Origin of the sequence: Caballeronia jiangsuensis, assembly GCF_046030135.1 — a bacterium.
GTDB lineage: Bacteria > Pseudomonadota > Gammaproteobacteria > Burkholderiales > Burkholderiaceae > Caballeronia > Caballeronia jiangsuensis.
The window spans coordinates 1-14,360 of record NZ_JAQQDB010000035.1 but is presented as its reverse complement, the minus strand read 5'-3'; the positions used below and the strand labels follow the sequence as shown (position 1 = coordinate 14,360).

Annotated in this window: 14 protein-coding genes and 2 pseudogenes; 6 read left to right on the top strand and 10 right to left on the bottom strand. The window is 58.9% G+C overall.

The features are described 5' to 3' along the window. Positions 1-182 precede the first annotated feature (182 nt). The gene (locus tag PQR08_RS28990) at positions 183-620 is read left to right on the top strand and encodes an acyl-CoA thioesterase (protein ID WP_408163129.1); all 438 of its coding nucleotides are present in this window, start codon (positions 183-185) and stop codon (positions 618-620) included. A gap of 805 nt (positions 621-1,425) precedes the next feature. On the opposite strand, the gene PQR08_RS28985 is transcribed toward PQR08_RS28990, so the two are convergent. The 6 genes and pseudogenes from PQR08_RS28985 to PQR08_RS38835 form a co-directional block, all read right to left on the bottom strand. Then, entirely contained in the window at positions 1,426-2,268 is an 843-nt protein-coding gene (locus PQR08_RS28985) for a GntR family transcriptional regulator (protein WP_408163127.1), read from the bottom strand. 97 nt (positions 2,269-2,365) lie between these two features. Next, complete coding sequence (locus PQR08_RS28980; protein WP_408163214.1) at positions 2,366-3,331, bottom strand: ABC transporter permease; 966 nt, start codon at positions 3,329-3,331, stop codon at positions 2,366-2,368. Between the two features lie 177 nt (positions 3,332-3,508). Continuing rightward, positions 3,509-3,874 (bottom strand): annotated as a pseudogene (locus PQR08_RS28975) (DUF2254 family protein); the annotation flags it as partial. 457 nt (positions 3,875-4,331) lie between these two features. Next, positions 4,332-4,586 carry a hypothetical protein gene (locus PQR08_RS28970; RefSeq protein WP_408163125.1) on the bottom strand — a complete coding sequence of 85 codons (255 nt, stop codon included), beginning with the start codon at positions 4,584-4,586 and terminating at the stop codon, positions 4,332-4,334. 150 nt (positions 4,587-4,736) lie between these two features. Continuing rightward, positions 4,737-5,300: a lipid-binding SYLF domain-containing protein gene (locus tag PQR08_RS28965; RefSeq protein WP_408163123.1), complete on the bottom strand. Its 564-nt coding sequence runs from the start codon at positions 5,298-5,300 to the stop codon at positions 4,737-4,739. A 452-nt stretch (positions 5,301-5,752) separates the two neighbouring features. Beyond that, positions 5,753-6,017: pseudogene (locus tag PQR08_RS38835) on the bottom strand (IS110 family transposase); the annotation flags it as partial. Positions 6,018-6,437: 420 nt separating this feature from the next. Between PQR08_RS38835 and PQR08_RS28960 the strand changes: the two are divergent. From PQR08_RS28960 to PQR08_RS28950, 3 genes are all read left to right on the top strand, one after another. Next, positions 6,438-6,653, top strand: a complete 216-nt coding sequence (locus PQR08_RS28960) for a DUF2950 family protein (protein ID WP_408163121.1) — start codon at positions 6,438-6,440, stop codon at positions 6,651-6,653. A 386-nt stretch (positions 6,654-7,039) separates the two neighbouring features. Continuing rightward, the gene (locus tag PQR08_RS28955) at positions 7,040-7,435 is read left to right on the top strand and encodes a glycine zipper family protein (protein WP_408163212.1); all 396 of its coding nucleotides are present in this window, start codon (positions 7,040-7,042) and stop codon (positions 7,433-7,435) included. 157 nt (positions 7,436-7,592) lie between these two features. After that, positions 7,593-8,102 (top strand): hypothetical protein, encoded by a 510-nt coding sequence (locus PQR08_RS28950; RefSeq protein ID WP_408163119.1) that lies wholly within the window; start codon positions 7,593-7,595, stop codon positions 8,100-8,102. 62 nt (positions 8,103-8,164) lie between these two features. Here PQR08_RS28950 and PQR08_RS28945 read toward each other — a convergent pair whose 3' ends face one another. The 3 genes from PQR08_RS28945 to PQR08_RS28935 are packed head-to-tail and all read right to left on the bottom strand — an operon-like array spanning position 8,165 to position 11,800. Beyond that, complete coding sequence (locus tag PQR08_RS28945; protein ID WP_232470894.1) at positions 8,165-9,223, bottom strand: hypothetical protein; 1,059 nt, start codon at positions 9,221-9,223, stop codon at positions 8,165-8,167. Positions 9,224-9,260: 37 nt separating this feature from the next. Next, positions 9,261-10,514, bottom strand: a complete 1,254-nt coding sequence (locus tag PQR08_RS28940; protein ID WP_408163117.1) for an LssY C-terminal domain-containing protein — start codon at positions 10,512-10,514, stop codon at positions 9,261-9,263. Further along, complete coding sequence (locus PQR08_RS28935) at positions 10,511-11,800, bottom strand: LssY C-terminal domain-containing protein (protein ID WP_408163115.1); 1,290 nt, start codon at positions 11,798-11,800, stop codon at positions 10,511-10,513. The genes PQR08_RS28940 and PQR08_RS28935 overlap by 4 nt, the downstream gene beginning before the upstream one ends. An 891-nt stretch (positions 11,801-12,691) precedes the next feature. Between PQR08_RS28935 and PQR08_RS28930 the strand changes: the two genes are divergently transcribed. Continuing rightward, positions 12,692-13,039, top strand: a complete 348-nt coding sequence (locus tag PQR08_RS28930; RefSeq protein WP_408163113.1) for a hypothetical protein — start codon at positions 12,692-12,694, stop codon at positions 13,037-13,039. A gap of 95 nt (positions 13,040-13,134) precedes the next feature. Further along, a complete protein-coding gene (locus tag PQR08_RS28925) occupies positions 13,135-13,704 on the top strand; it encodes a BPSL1445 family SYLF domain-containing lipoprotein (protein WP_408163111.1) in 570 nt (189 codons plus the stop codon). A 475-nt stretch (positions 13,705-14,179) separates the two neighbouring features. Here the strand turns inward: PQR08_RS28925 and PQR08_RS28920 are convergent. Beyond that, on the bottom strand, positions 14,180-14,360 hold a 181-nt coding region (locus PQR08_RS28920), incomplete at its 5' end, for a hypothetical protein (RefSeq protein WP_408163109.1).

Below are 14,360 nucleotides of genomic sequence, written 5' to 3'. Positions count from 1 at the left end.
CCTGATGGACGGTGGCAAGATTCGCTGGTGTCTCTCGGACGGAGGATGGCTCGTCAGCGTCGACCATCGGCATGTGGCGACGGCCGCGTCCTTCGATGAGGCCATTCGCATCGCGAAAGCGAGATCCGATTTTTTGCTCATGTGATGATGCCGCCTACTGCACTCTCGACCGAGACGCCGAAATGACGACAGACACGGCCTTTTATTGCGACAAGCTCGTGCGGTTCCAGCACTGCGACCCTGCAGGCATCGTGTTCTATCCGCAGTACTTCGTCCTCTTCCATGAGGTACTGGAGGACTGGTTCAACCATGGACTGCGTGTCGACTACGCGCGCTTCATCGGCACTCGGAAACTTGGCATTCCGACAGTGAACATTCAGGCGGATTTCGTGGCACCGAGCAAACATGGTGAGACGCTCCGGTTCGCTTTGGGGGTGCGCGAGATCGGCAGGAGTTCCATCAAGCTAAGTTTGACGGCGACCGTTGAAAATGAACTGCGCGCGAAGATCGAGCAGACGGTAGTGGTGTTTTCGCTTGAGCATCGAGCTGCGATCGCGGTGCCAACAGAATTGCGGCAGCAAATGATGAAGTTCGCGGCTCAGGAGCCTCGCCTCTCATAACCCGTGGGCAAACTTCCCACAATTCCTGCCTCGCACCAGGAGCGGTCGACCGTACTTCTGGATAACAAGATAGGCCTGGCGGCCTTTGCGTGCGTCTTTAGACGTTAGGCTCGCCCGACGACGACGAACCTGCTTTGCTCCGATGACGTAGAACTCATGAAAGAGGTCACCGTTGAGACTATAAATTGGTCAACTGGGGACTTTGGAGCACCCTAGGCCGAAGGCATCAGACAGCATGCGACTTCTCGCATCCCGCGCTGCTTTCGCGTCCGACCGCGCACGCGAAGCTAAAATTGATGACCACCATTCTAATAGGTATCCTAACGAAAATGCGGCAATACTATTTTGTCAAGTTGTCACTCGTTTCGTTCGCTTTACGACTGTCGTTCGCCGCCCATCAGCATGCTTTACTGGTCTAAATCAGGGGTCAGCGCCGCTTCGTAAACTTGGCCGCCGTAGAATACACCAACGATCGAGACAACCTCCGTCTCCAACGTACAGGCGATGATGGTCCGCTTGTGGGATGAGCGACTCGAAGTCCGGACATGTCACGTGCGACACCACGCGCCGGGAATGTCTGGAGCTTTATGCAGAAATCGACGATCGAATCAACGTGTCGTTCGGCCGTCATCGGAGTGAAAATCGTCGCGAAATCAGAGCGACCGTTCGTTCCTTGAGGGCTTGTTCTTCTCAAGGATCGTTAATTCGAGGTCAAGAAGGTGCGGAAGGTGAGCGTCGGATAAGCGGTGCATGAGAGTTCGGGAAAGCATAAACACCATAATCCGCAGACGCCCCGTGCATTGCTCTACTCGGAGAGTGGCACCGTCTCACGCTCATCAACCTCGAACCAGGCAGGATTACGTGCAACGATCGGCCCGAGCGTCACAAGGATTTCGCGCAGATGCCCGCGCATGGCCGCCTCGGCTGCATCCGGATCATGCGCCCGCAACGCGCCCAGTATCTTCGCGTGCTGCTTGATCAGGTGATCGAGTGGAGAATCGTCTGGCAAGCTGAGATAGCGCACGCGATCCATTTGCGCCTTGATGTCCTGTATCGCCTCCCACGCGGCTCCGCAGTCGATCGTCTGTGCGATTGTGAAATGAAACTTTTCGTCCAGCGCCAAAAAAGCAGCCGTATCGTTTGCCTTGGCCGCAATGCGCTGGTCGCGCAGATTGTCGGCCAGTTGCTTCAATTGTTCGTCTGTGATGTGCTGCGCCGCCTTGCGGGCGACAGCCGTTTCGATCGCCTCGCGAATGAAGCGACCCTCACGCACGCGGCGCGGCGAAATACGCTTCACGAACGTTCCGCGCTGCGGCAGCACCTGAAGCACGCCCGCTTCGACAAGCTTGATGAACGCCTCGCGCACCGGCTGGCGCGACACATGAAACATGTCGGACACTTCTTTTTCCGAAAGCGGCGTGCCCGGTGCCATTTCGCCCATGAAGATCGCCTGACGAAGCGCGCGAAAAATTTGCCGCGTGATCGGTTCGTGCGAATCCATCGACACTTGCGCGAGCAGGTCCGGCAGCTTGGACGAACCCTGCGCCGTCTCGCCAAGGCGACGGCGCAATCGCCTCCGCGGCGGATTCAGCGGCGCGTCGCCGCCGGCACTCATCGGGGAAGTGATTTCGGAATTGGATGCTTTCATCGTCATTGATGCAGTGGAAAGAGGCATCGCGACATCGCATGCTCCGACACCATACTACTATGTTTGCACGCCGCCTCGATACCATCGGCGATGCAACTCATCGGCGTGCAGCCGGCGAGCCGCCCGCGATCGTTGTTACAACGATGATCAGCCCGCCGTACACGACCGCCCGCACGCCCGCGCCCGCGCCGCTTGCATTCAGCAGCGCATTGATCAGGAAAAGGAAGCACGCCGCACCCCAGACGCCGGTCGGACTCGCGCGGCCACCGGAGACCTGCGTTCCGCCGATCACCACCACCGCGACCGACAGGAGCATGTAGTCCGCGCCCATGTCTAGCGTCGCACCGCCCGAGAACGAAGCTAGCAGCAACGCGGCGATTGCGACGAGCACCGAGCAGCTTACGTAGGTCGCACAGCGCACGCGTTCGACGCGCACGCCGGCTAGATTCGCAGCGCGGGCGTTCTGTCCGACGGCGGAAAGGCTGCGCCCCGGCACGAGCCGGAAAAGGGCGATGGCCACAAGCGCCGTCGCCGCGAGCGCCACGAAAGCCAGGCTCGACACGCCCGCGACATGACTGAGCGCGAAGTTCTCGAGCATCGGCGGAGGCGCCGCGCTGCCGCGTCCGAGACTGATCGCGGTGGACTGCAACACAAAGCTCGATGACAACGTTGCGATGATCGGTGGTATGCGCAGCAGGCGGATTAACGCGTAATTGAAGAGACCTATTGCGATGCCCGTGCCAACCGCGGCCACGATGCCCGCCGCGAGTGCGCCATCGTGCGCGGCCATCACGCGCATCGCGACGCCGCCAGACAGCGCAATCGTCGCCGGTATCGACAGGTCGATGTTGCCCGGACCGCTCGTCACGACGAGCATCTGCCCGAGTCCGACGAGCACCGTGAAGACCACGAATGCCGACGCCGCCGACAGCATGTTGCCCGCCGTGAACGCGCCGAAGGACATCATGGCGGCAATGCCGACGATGACCGCGCCCGCCACGGACCATAGCCAGGGTAAATCGCGCAGGGTGGCGAAAAACGTTGTGTTGTTGGCGGGTTTCATTGACGGCCTCCCCTGTTTCGGAACACGAGTCTCAGCGACAGGACCACGATGAGAATCAGCCCTTGCAGGCCGATCTGCCACTCGGGCGGAATTTGCACGAACGACAGGAATTGCGCCAGAATTCCCGTACAAATAAAACATGGGTTCGCCCACAGCGACGAAATCACCGACTTGCGGTACAAATTCGATAACTGAGTCAGTGCGCCGCGCCTTGGCCACCAGCCTTTCCAAGTTCACGGCCAGAACGATGCCAGATTCGCCGCGGTGAAGGACAGTGCGATTAGGTACGCCTGGCGCTTTATCACTTTCCAGCGGGATAGTTGCACCGCTAGTCGGAGCGGGATAAACGCTTTCTATGACCGCCATCCCGTGCTTCCCAACGCGTGCGACGAGGCTTACAGGACGCAGAGATTTCGCGGCGTAGTCAATCAGGAAGAGGAACGCGGCGACCGAAGCGAATCCGAATATCGCTGCAATGAACACTTGAAGTTGGTGTACCTCGTTTTCACCGATCCAGCCCAATGTTCTATCGGCAAACAGCATGGATCACGTTATCGCGCAGCAGTGTGATCGCGATTATCCGGGGAGTGTACTGCCCGCCAGCGACCTGGATTGCGACGAGCAACGAACCAAGCGTGAACACCAGAAACCCCAGGTCTGCGGAAACGATGTCGTCCGAGCAACGACCGCGCTCCAGTCATAGAAAGCTCAAGAAAGCCGGTTTTCGGATCGCTTGCCTGATCATCCATCTTCCTAGCATTTCGGTCAGAGGTTTGACCACGGCATAGATCGCGACCACCATGAGCGGCACAGCCCACAGCGAGGATCTTAGGTAGCTCTTTAAGCTGTACCAGCGATTCCAGCCCATGTTTGCTCTCCTACGATCTATTTGCAGCAGAGACCAGAGTCTTCGCGGTTTGGCAAGCCGCATGCACATCTGTTGGCGCATACGATGCATGGCAAGGACCGCTCGCTAGCCCTCGGTTTTGACGGTAACGGCTTACTCGGCATCTGTCACCATCCTGATCGTCCGCGCATCTGCAGGATCGTTCTTGTTACCGATGTCGAAGGCCTTAATGAACTTTGCGGGCATCAATCTGTGCCCCATCTTGGACAGCGCGCTGGTCAGGCGCTGGCTCCCGCAAGCTTCCATCCCGATTAGAGACACGGTGCGCAAATGCTCGAGACACGCCGACCTCTTGATCGACCTGTGCATGGTTTCGGCCATAATTACAGCCACTGTCATATAGTTCACTTTGGATCCTCTGGTTACCAGTGAAGACCTCGTGGTCTTCCAATGTCGGCACTCTGACGTGAGGATCCACCGCATGCGCACCTTCCAGGCTAGCGTCGCCGTTCATATAATTTTGCGCCTTGCCGGCGCATACGTTTTATCAAGCGAAAATCAACGAGGCTTGTAGGAGAATTTCTGGCCGCCAACGCTTGCCTCATACATCAGCCCACCCTTGGCCACCGTGAATACAGCCATCCCTTTTCGATAGGCGCCTGTGGTTTTGGCATCTTTCTTGCCGCCGCTTACATTAGCAGACGTGCCCGCCGTGCCTGCCTGTGCGCCAGCTGCCGCAGTGATCGCGATCGCATTGGCATCTGCACCGAATTCAAAGTTGCCATTGGTGAATTCTTTTAGGGATCGTTCGTCTTGGAACAAGATGAGTTCACTGTACACTTGGCCGCCTAGTTGCAAGCCGACAGTGAGCTGGGTCATGGATGTATCGCCGATATATTTCCCTTTCGCATAGACGCGGCCCTTGCCGTGGGCACCGCCTATGCCGACCCCGGCCTTGCCAATCTTTGGAAACACAGCGTAGCCATAGGCACTGTGCAGAAGATTGCTGCTTTCTCCCGCATTTTTGAACAGGTTGAGCGTGGCCGTATATTCGTCTGCAAGAGCGGCGGAAGTAGGCAACATCAAAAGGATTGCGAGCGTCAGTATCAGACGTTTGAGCATGATGTGTTCTCCATGGATTGATCGTATTGGCGCACTGCCGACCTACACCCACCCAAATCGGCGCTTTTGACTCCTGGTCCCCGTTCACACAATCGGTATGAATATCGGAACTGCACGACGCCGAGGACCTTCGTGTGAAGTCAGTACCCACAAAAAGGCCCGCAGAAGCGGGCCCGGAAAGCCGCGATTCACGGTTGCAAAGACGAAAGTCGTCCGTGAGCGGTCGACGCGCATCAGTGCTCTGAATTCGCGCCGACTTTCAGTATAGGCTGCGTTTCTCGCCGGTGCGTAAAATTCCGTCGCCGATCGCGGACCGGTAAACTTTTTAATCAAACATAAGTCAGCCGCCCGGTCCGCGGGCTTATTTGAGGCCCGCGACGAAATCCATCACTTGCTGCACGCCTTGCCAGATGGTCTTCATCAGTTGCACGCTATAGCGCGAGAATTGCCTACTGTGCTTCTGTTTTAACGGCAACAAACCGCGCTTCGGGCTGCTGATCAGCTGTCCAGATCGCCCGCGCGGCGGCGTCAGTCTTGTCACCCAAAACGAAGGGACGCACCGAGCGCGGGGCAATGAGCCTCAAGTCGTGGTCGAGGTTCTTCAGTTGTCCAGCCCTGCAGCGTGCGGCTGCCGGTCGCTTCTATCACAAACTACGAAAGCTCGCGCCTAGCGAAGAATTCAATGACCTGGTTGCGTTTGAGTTTGATGCGCTGAATTGTCCTCGGCATTGACTGGCACAGCGACTCCTCATGGTCCGCATGATAAGTGTGTCACAAATATTCCCTTACCAGCGACGCCGCGGGAATTAGGTGACGTTTAAATGAATTAATTCATAAGCGGCTTGGGAGAACTGGTTGCGGGCGACCTCCATATTTGGAACACGGGCTGATTGGTGAATCGCGAGCCACGAAAACGTGGAAAATGTGTCGATCCCGTTCACTAAAAATTGCTTGTATTGCTCGGAATATGTTCTTAAATTACGGGAGTGATGCTCGACACTTTTATTTTGCCGACGAGACAAAAGCACAAGAGGAAGTCCGTGTCAGCTCAAGATGCCGGGACTGCCGTGAAACGTGTGAGTCCAGCGATTGAAGTTGCGGTGATCTCATTCGCGATGGGCGCGGCCGCAGAGCGATATGAACAAACGGATCACTGCGGCGCACAGTGGCAGTAATGATGAGATCGTGAAGATTCGGATGCACGTCGAGTCTTACGTATTAGATCCCCGCGTCGGCGCGAAGGAGCGCGAAGCGATCAAGGTGTTGAGCGCCTATTTCGATGCGAAACGTGAGTACACTTCGCGCGACGGATGGGCGACGGCGTGCCGCAATACCCGCTCGCTGCGCCGATAGCCTCGAGCGCGCATTCGTTACGCATCGCACTTCCCGCGACGCATGCCACGGCTACCACTTTCGCATCCGAAGCTGCAAGACAAGAACGTACCGGGCGGTGCTTTCAGCTGTGTGATCAACGGTCGCTGCTCGCGGGCTTCGCGATGGTCGTCTACACGGCGCAATACGGCACGAGCGAAGTGACGACGTTCATCTGAGCAGCAACAGCGGCCTTTATCAGAAGGATAGCGGGAAATCCCGAGCACCGACGGAACGCGATCCCGATGCGTCGCCTGGCCGCGAGGACGAGCCCAATGGACCCTACATGTCGCATGTCGAACGCTCTAAAACGAGTCAAAGGAGTCGGCATGAATGCGAAGAAAACTCACCAGCTGTGTGTCGCGCTGATGATGCTGCTCGCGCTGGATGCCATTGCGCAAAGCAAGCCGATACCGTATCCGGCGAAAGGCCAAAGCGCTCAGCAACAACAGAAGGACGACGGTGCGTGCTACAGCTGGGCAAAGAGCAACACGGGTATTGACCCCGCGACGGCTTCTGCAGCGCCCCCGCCGCAGAGCGGTCCGGCGGTGGGCGGCGGAGAACGCGTCCAGGGAGCCGCACGCGGTGCGGCGGGAGGCGCAGTAGTCGGGGCCATTGCGGGCGATGCGGGAAAGGGCGCGGCGGTCGGCGCGACAGCCGGCACTATGGTGGGCGGTTCACGCGCACGACAGAACCGTCGCGCGCAGCAGGCGAATACGCAAGCGCAATCACAGGGTGCGATGGACACGTACTACCGCGCTTAGGCGGCCTGCATGCAGGGCCGTGGCTATACGATCCAGTGAGATTGCCCATTCATTCATCCGAGGAGCAACAATAATGAAGCGCATGAGCATGAGCCTGTTTGTCGCAGCGTGTCTAGTGCTATCCGGAACCGCATGGACCGCCGAGCCCGAGACCAGCGTGAACGTCACAAAGAGCGAGAATGGAGCATCCGTGCAGGGCACCTCGAAGGTGACGGCTACCATCGTCGGCATCGACGCCGCCACGCGCACCGTCACGCTCAAGACGCGTTCCGGCAAGGTGATCGAGCTGGAGGTCACGGACGAGGTACGCAATTTCGATCGACTGGCTGTGGGCGATACCGTGAAGGTCGCCTATCACGAATCGCTGAGCCTGAGCCTGCTCGACAAGAAGAGCGAGGCATCGAGGACCGAGAGCCAGTCCGCGGAACGCTCGGTTCCGGGCGCCAAGCCGGGCGGATCGGTCGGTCGCGAAGTGACGGTTATCGCAGACGTCGTCGCGGTGAATGCCAAGACGCAGATGGTGATGCTCAAGGGCCCCAAGGGCGACACGATCGATCTTCGTGTGGAAGACCCCGAGCGTCTCAAGCGCGTAAAGAAGGGCGATCAGATCAAAGCTGTCTACACCGAAGCATTGGCCGTATCCGTCGAACCGGCCACGACAAAGTAGAACCGGTGAGCATGATGCTTTGAGACCGCCGGGTCGACCCGGCTTTGCGCAGGTGCGCAGCGTCACTTTCCGGAGGTCGCGAGATCTTCCTCGATGAAGCGCAGAATTGCTTCAGTCAGCGCCTCACGAGGATAGGCATTCTGCGTGACGAACAGCGCGGCGATTGTGCTGTGCGTTCGGGCAATGGGCACGGCCAGCGCCCAATGGTCGGCATTCACAAAGGCGAGCAGCGCGCTTCCCGGTACGATTTGATCGTAGAAGATAACTTGGCTATCGTTGCGCGCATCGATTTGCGAAAGTTTGTCGTAGCTCGATTTGAGTATCGACGATATGCGTTCCGGCTGGGGAAACGTGACGAGCGAGAAATAGCGTAGCTCTTTTGGTAGGGGATGCTGCGCCATCCAGGCCTGGCGTGTCGCCGGACGCAGGCTTTCTACGGCGCCGCCGTCGCCTGAGGTACAGGTAGCGCTGGGAAAGTACCGCAACAGGTCGGCCTGATACTGCTCTGCATCGTTGGCGAGCGCCGATCCGCCAACCGCGCCCGCCGCGCTCACGACGGCCGCCACTCGGCTTCGGATCTCCGGATACTCGACGACAGCCTCCAGGATGTCGGCGGCGCCCTTTGAGTAACCGACCAGCACGAGTACACCTGGCTCGCTGGACAGTTGCATCGCCAGAATGGCGTCGCGGATCTGACGTGCGTTGTTCTTCGAACTCGACAGGCCGTCGACGTTGAGCATGATGGCGTCGTATCCAAATTGCTGCACATGTTTCGCGACGGCGTTCTGCGAATTCAACCACGGCTTGAAACAGTCATAACCGATGCCGGGAACCACTGCCGCGATGAGGTGACGCTTCGATTCACCCAGATCCACAGGCGCACCAGTGCCAGCGGGCTCGGTACCGACGCGTGTCAGTGCGTCTTCACAGGGACGGTAGTCGGGAAGCGCCTTGCCGTGTGCTTCGAGCACCGCGCAGAATGTCTCGCGAAAGCGTGACCGCTTGTCCAGCACACCCGCTTGAGATGCGGGAACGAGCGCGAGCGGAGGCGTATTCGTCGTGTAGGGGACGAGCGGCTTCGTTGCGCACGCCACGAGCGCAAGGCAGGCAAGAGCGGCCATAAGACGGGCAACGCCTCTGCGTGGCCTGATGACGGAGCTATTCGCCGGCATCGCCCTGCTCCTCGCGTGCACCGGTTTCGCGCTGCTCAAGGTAAGGCACCCAGTCTAGAATCTGCACGTTGGTGAAGTTGAGCGGGCGGGTGGCGAAGAACATGACGGCGCGCAGCCCATTGGTGTAATACGACGCGCCGTTCAACGTTGTTCGCGGGTTTGCGGGCGGCGCCGCGCCTACGCCGTACACGAAGCCGAGCTGCTCCAGACCACCCGAATACATCATGTCCTGGATCAGAAAGTTGCGCGCCTCGTCGACGTCGCCATGCAACGCGGGGCTTGCCGCATCGTGATGCGCGAAGCGGCCGCCGATGGGTCGTCCACATTGCGCCAGATACACCCAGCTGCCGTTGTACCGGATTGGCGCGAGCCATGCGCGCAACGTAGTGGAAGGCGCGCCCCCTTGCGCTTCCTTGCGCAGGACGACGTCGGGTCTGCGTCCAAACAGCGCTTGGGCAAGGTCCGTGTCACGCAATTCGCGACGATAGCCGCGCCGAACCATTGCAGTGCCTATATCGCCCAGCGTACCAATGATAATCACGTTCAGCGGGTCCGCTTCGGTCGTGCCTTTTGCATCGGTGGCGCAACACGGCATTCGTTCGAGCGCCGTGCGTAATGAAGCAAGATCGTGATAATCGATGATTTCAGACTCCGAGTACCGGAACGGTATCAGCGCAAAACGCGCGTCTCCGGCGTCGTTCGGTACCGGCAGGAACAAGGAGAAAGGGATCAGCGTTTTGCTGCCGAACAGATCGATATTGACCAACTTGATTTGCCGGTCCGGGTTGGTGAACAGGAACCCGGAACGCGTTTCGCCAGCGGGGATGGGATTTCTGAATCCCAGCTTGTTCAGGTGATCGTCGATACTTGCATTCGTCGCACTTCCGAACAGCGCGTGCATGGACCACGCTACTTCGAGCGGCGAGAAGTAATCCGGATCGGTTCCGGAGTGGAGCAACCACAAGTTCTGCGAAGTCCGGTTCTCAACTTCGACCCAGACCGGCTGGATATTGGCCTTGGTGATATCGGCGCCGAACATGCGCTTGCTGTCGTCGGCGCCCAGCACGGCCACGCTGACATGCGCATCCTGCTTCGTTGCGCTTACGGCACGCTCGCGCAGAGGCGCGTCGTCGATGCTGGTTGCCGCCGTCCATGTCGCGCAGCCCGCGAGCGCCGACGCGAGGAAAACGCAGCCAGCGGCACGCTTGAACGCCTGTCGCAGCCACGCCGACGCGCTCATCGCTTTGCTCCCGAGGGCAGGGCGTTGAGCCGGGCGGCAGCTTCCCACTGAAAGAATTCGATCTCGGAGAGCGACGTCGGCTGCCGGTCGAACACGAGCACCGCTCGATAGCCGTCAGTGTAATACGGATCCGTCGTAAGATTCTGACGCGTCGTGCCTTGCGGGGCGCCACCGACGCCCCGGACGAATCCGATCTTCTGCAGATTTTGCGAATAGGCCATGTCCTCGGTGAGCGCTGTGCGCGCCTCGTCGACATCCGGGTCGATCTTGTGCGTCGTGAATGTCGGCGAGTGCCACGTAAGCCGCACCCCGATGTCCCGGCTGATCTGTCCGACCCACACAGGCTTCCCCCGGTAGCGCATTGGGGTTAGCCAGAGCCGTAAGTGATTGCGCTGGTGAATCGTGTCGCGTGCTTTTTGCAGCGCAAGATCCTGCGCTCGGCCGAAGAGATACAGATCGCTGACCGGCGCATTGATGTAACGCTCGCCGGAGAGCGCGGACGTTACTGTCTTCGTGATTGCGCCCGACCATTTCTCTTCGGTCGGCGTCCAGCCGCGCCGCACGAGTGCGGGAAACGCATCATCGAGGCCACCCACGATGACGAGATTGAGCGGATCGCCATTTTTCGAACCGTCCTCGTTGGTCGCGCAACAGGGTAGTGCTTCGAGCGCCGAGCGGAAGGCGTCATCGTCCGTGTAATCGACGATTCTTTCAGGCGGATAGATCTCGCGGCGAAACACGGCGCTGACATGATAATCGGCATGGAAGCCGGGCACGACCATCAGGATCGAGAATGTCTTTGCGCCACCGCTCGCAACGAGATCGAGCTGAACGAGCTTCGCACCTTCACGGAGGTTCGTGAGCACGAATCCGGATACGGTTCGCCCAGGCAGGACCGGGTTGTGAAAGGCGAGACGGCGAAAGCGCTGGTCAAGTTCGTCCTTGGTTACGAGTGCCTTGCTGTCAGCAAATGCTTCGGCCGCTTCGGAGGCCGGGAAGAAGTTTGGATCGAGGCCCGGTGACATCAGGAAATAGCTGACCGGATCGTCGTTCTGCACCTCGATCCAAACGGGCTGAATCCCTTTTTGCGATAGTGGCACGCCATAGACCGCAACGCAGTCTTCGGCCGAAAGCACCGAAGCGTAAACCCTGAGACCGCCTTCCGCGCGGGTCATGGCGCGGCTCTTATAGTCGAGTGCGCTGTCGTTCGGCGGTGTAGTGCCGCAACTGCACAGGAACAAGGCGATAACAACTGCACTCAGCAGTCGATTCACGATGCGGTTCATCGCGTCACCTCTTTTCCGCGAGTCGGGGGCTCTCAGCGGGCTAGTGTGAATTGATATTCGCGCTGCCAAGGTTCTTCGTGAGGCGTATGGATTATAGTGTCCGGGCCGGGGCGCGTCACTGTTAACGAGCGCCAGGAGCAGCGCTTCGTATGAACCGAGTCACCGACCTCCGGGTGGACTCGGTCAAGGGCGCAATTCGCACGCCTTTGGTGGAAAACCAAACGCATACCGCCTATATTGCATGAGAAGATGAGCGCCTGCCCGCCCCCGTTTTCGTACCATCAACCTGGAAGAATTCAGCAGTCGTCTAAAAGCCACGAGCTCTGTGCACCGAGGGACTGTCTGACCTAATAACACAGTCGGATTGTTCAAGGACGTTGATGAGGATAGCGACGCTTTCGGGTTGGTCGACATATCGGGTGACTGTCTACTGCATTGGTAAAACAGACGGCTCCGCCCGAGTGCGCCCGGCTTCTTCCGGTTTCGCTCAAAGCCCGCGCCGACTTGATTAAAACGAAGAGAGCGAGAACGCCGCCAGGTGAGTCAGCTTATGAGCTTAGTCGTGTAGACGCTGGCGGCGAACGGAATTGCTTTGCGCGGTCGGTGCTGTAAGACAACGAAGCGAGCGCTACGAACGCGGATTCAGCGTCTGGTTTTGATCAGCAAGCCCGGAATGCTGCTAGTTCTTCAATTCGAATCGTTCCATATATGCCATGGACGATCATCAGGCATCGCGCGTTCATTTGGGTGAACTTGTTGTTGCCTTAGCCGAGAAAGGCGATCCCCTTTCAAGGGCGACATGACGCAATAGCGAGAGAAGATTTCACTGTGTCCACGGAGGAGGTCGCGGCTTTTTACGACCGATCGCATTTCAACAGGAGGGTGATAAAAATGAAATTGCTACCGCTTCTCGTCGTAACCATTGCCGTGTCAGGCTGTGCAACTCAACCCATGCCTCAGAGCGCGCAATCGGTCGGGGAAAGTCAACAGTCGGTCGCGGCGGTCTCGCAATGCATCGCTCAGAGATGGGCGAATCAGTCACAGCAACAAGTGATATCGCAAGTGATCGTGGCGAACAATCAGGCGATGGACGTCTATGTTCCGGGCCAGCGGCCACCGGATGGCGCAGCCGCGCTCGTGCGGCCGTCCTGGACAGGCAACAGCAAAACGTGGGTGGGCTTTCGCCCGGGTGCCGGAGGCGGCAGCGACGCCGGCGGCGCTGTTGGCAGCTGCCTCTAGCCAGTGCGTCAGCCGACGCGTCTTCGTTTTTCTATGAGCAGCAACTCCGGACGCTTCAAATCTCAATCTTGCACAGTTCGATCGAGGAGAGTCTCATGAATCGTCGCACCTTCTTTTCGCTCACTGCTATTGCCCTCGCCAGCTCGCTGGTCGCTTGTGGCTCGACCTCGACGCCGACCGAAGCAGCCAGCAAGCGCAAGGAAATCGATGCCGGCGTCGACGGCGCCCTCAACAAGCTCTACAGTTCGACGCCAGGCGCGCAGGCGCAAGCCGCCAAGGCCAAGGGTATTCTGGTCTTTCCGTCGGTGCTTGCCGCAGGCCTGGTGGTCGGCGGCGAGTACGGCGAAGGTGCGCTCCGTCAGGCAGGCACGTCCGTTGGCTACTACAAGACCAGTACCGCTTCCTTTGGCTTGCAGATTGGCGCCCAGTCCAAGGCGGTTATCATGATGTTCATGACCCAGGACGCGCTTGAAAAATTCCGCACGAGCGATAAGGGCTGGACAGCGGGCGTGGATGGCTCGGTAGCGGTGGCCAAGACCGGCGCCAACGGTGCGCTCGACACCGCAACGACGAATGCGCCGATTGTCGGGTTCGTGCTGACAAATTCCGGCCTGATGGCCAATCTCAGCTTCGAAGGAACGAAGGTCAGCAAGCTCGATATCTGATAACCGAACGGCTATACGGGGCGTCGAATCAACGGGGAGTATTGGACGCGCTGGGGTGAACGCAGGAAAGCGCCCTCCCGCAGCCTCTCTCGCTATGTATTCCTTATGATGGCACGTCTACGGCGGCAGGTGCATGCTTTTAACGACATTGGAGCGTGGCGCCTTCATCGCGAGGCTTAAGCCTAATTGGACGAGGCGGGCAGCAATGCGACGGTGCGCGTCGATGAACTCGTAAGCCGCAACCGAGGAGGTTAGAAGCTCGGTCTCACCGGCGCACGCGCCCCATCGCCCTGCAGGTTGGGGCGCACGTCCGCGCGGCTGACTGGCAAGTGGCCAATGATGGGGGCGGTATAAGTGCATTGAAGGCGTATTCGAGGGTGACCGCCTATGCCGAACATACAGTGAAGCGAGACCCGCAAGGTAGCGCGTCGGCAGCAAGTTCATGTTGGCGTTGGCAGCAACATAGAACGGCGCATTAAAGCATCGCCCGCCGGGAGGGCGCGGATGTTTTGAACGTGTCGTCATTTGGTCCTTTTGCAAGTGACCGGCCGGAGCGGACGATTTCTTCGCGTCCGCCTTTAACGGGACTCGACGAGCTGAACGACAGCTGCACTCTGGGAACGGTCAGGTCCGCAGGAAGTTGGTGAATGTCGCTT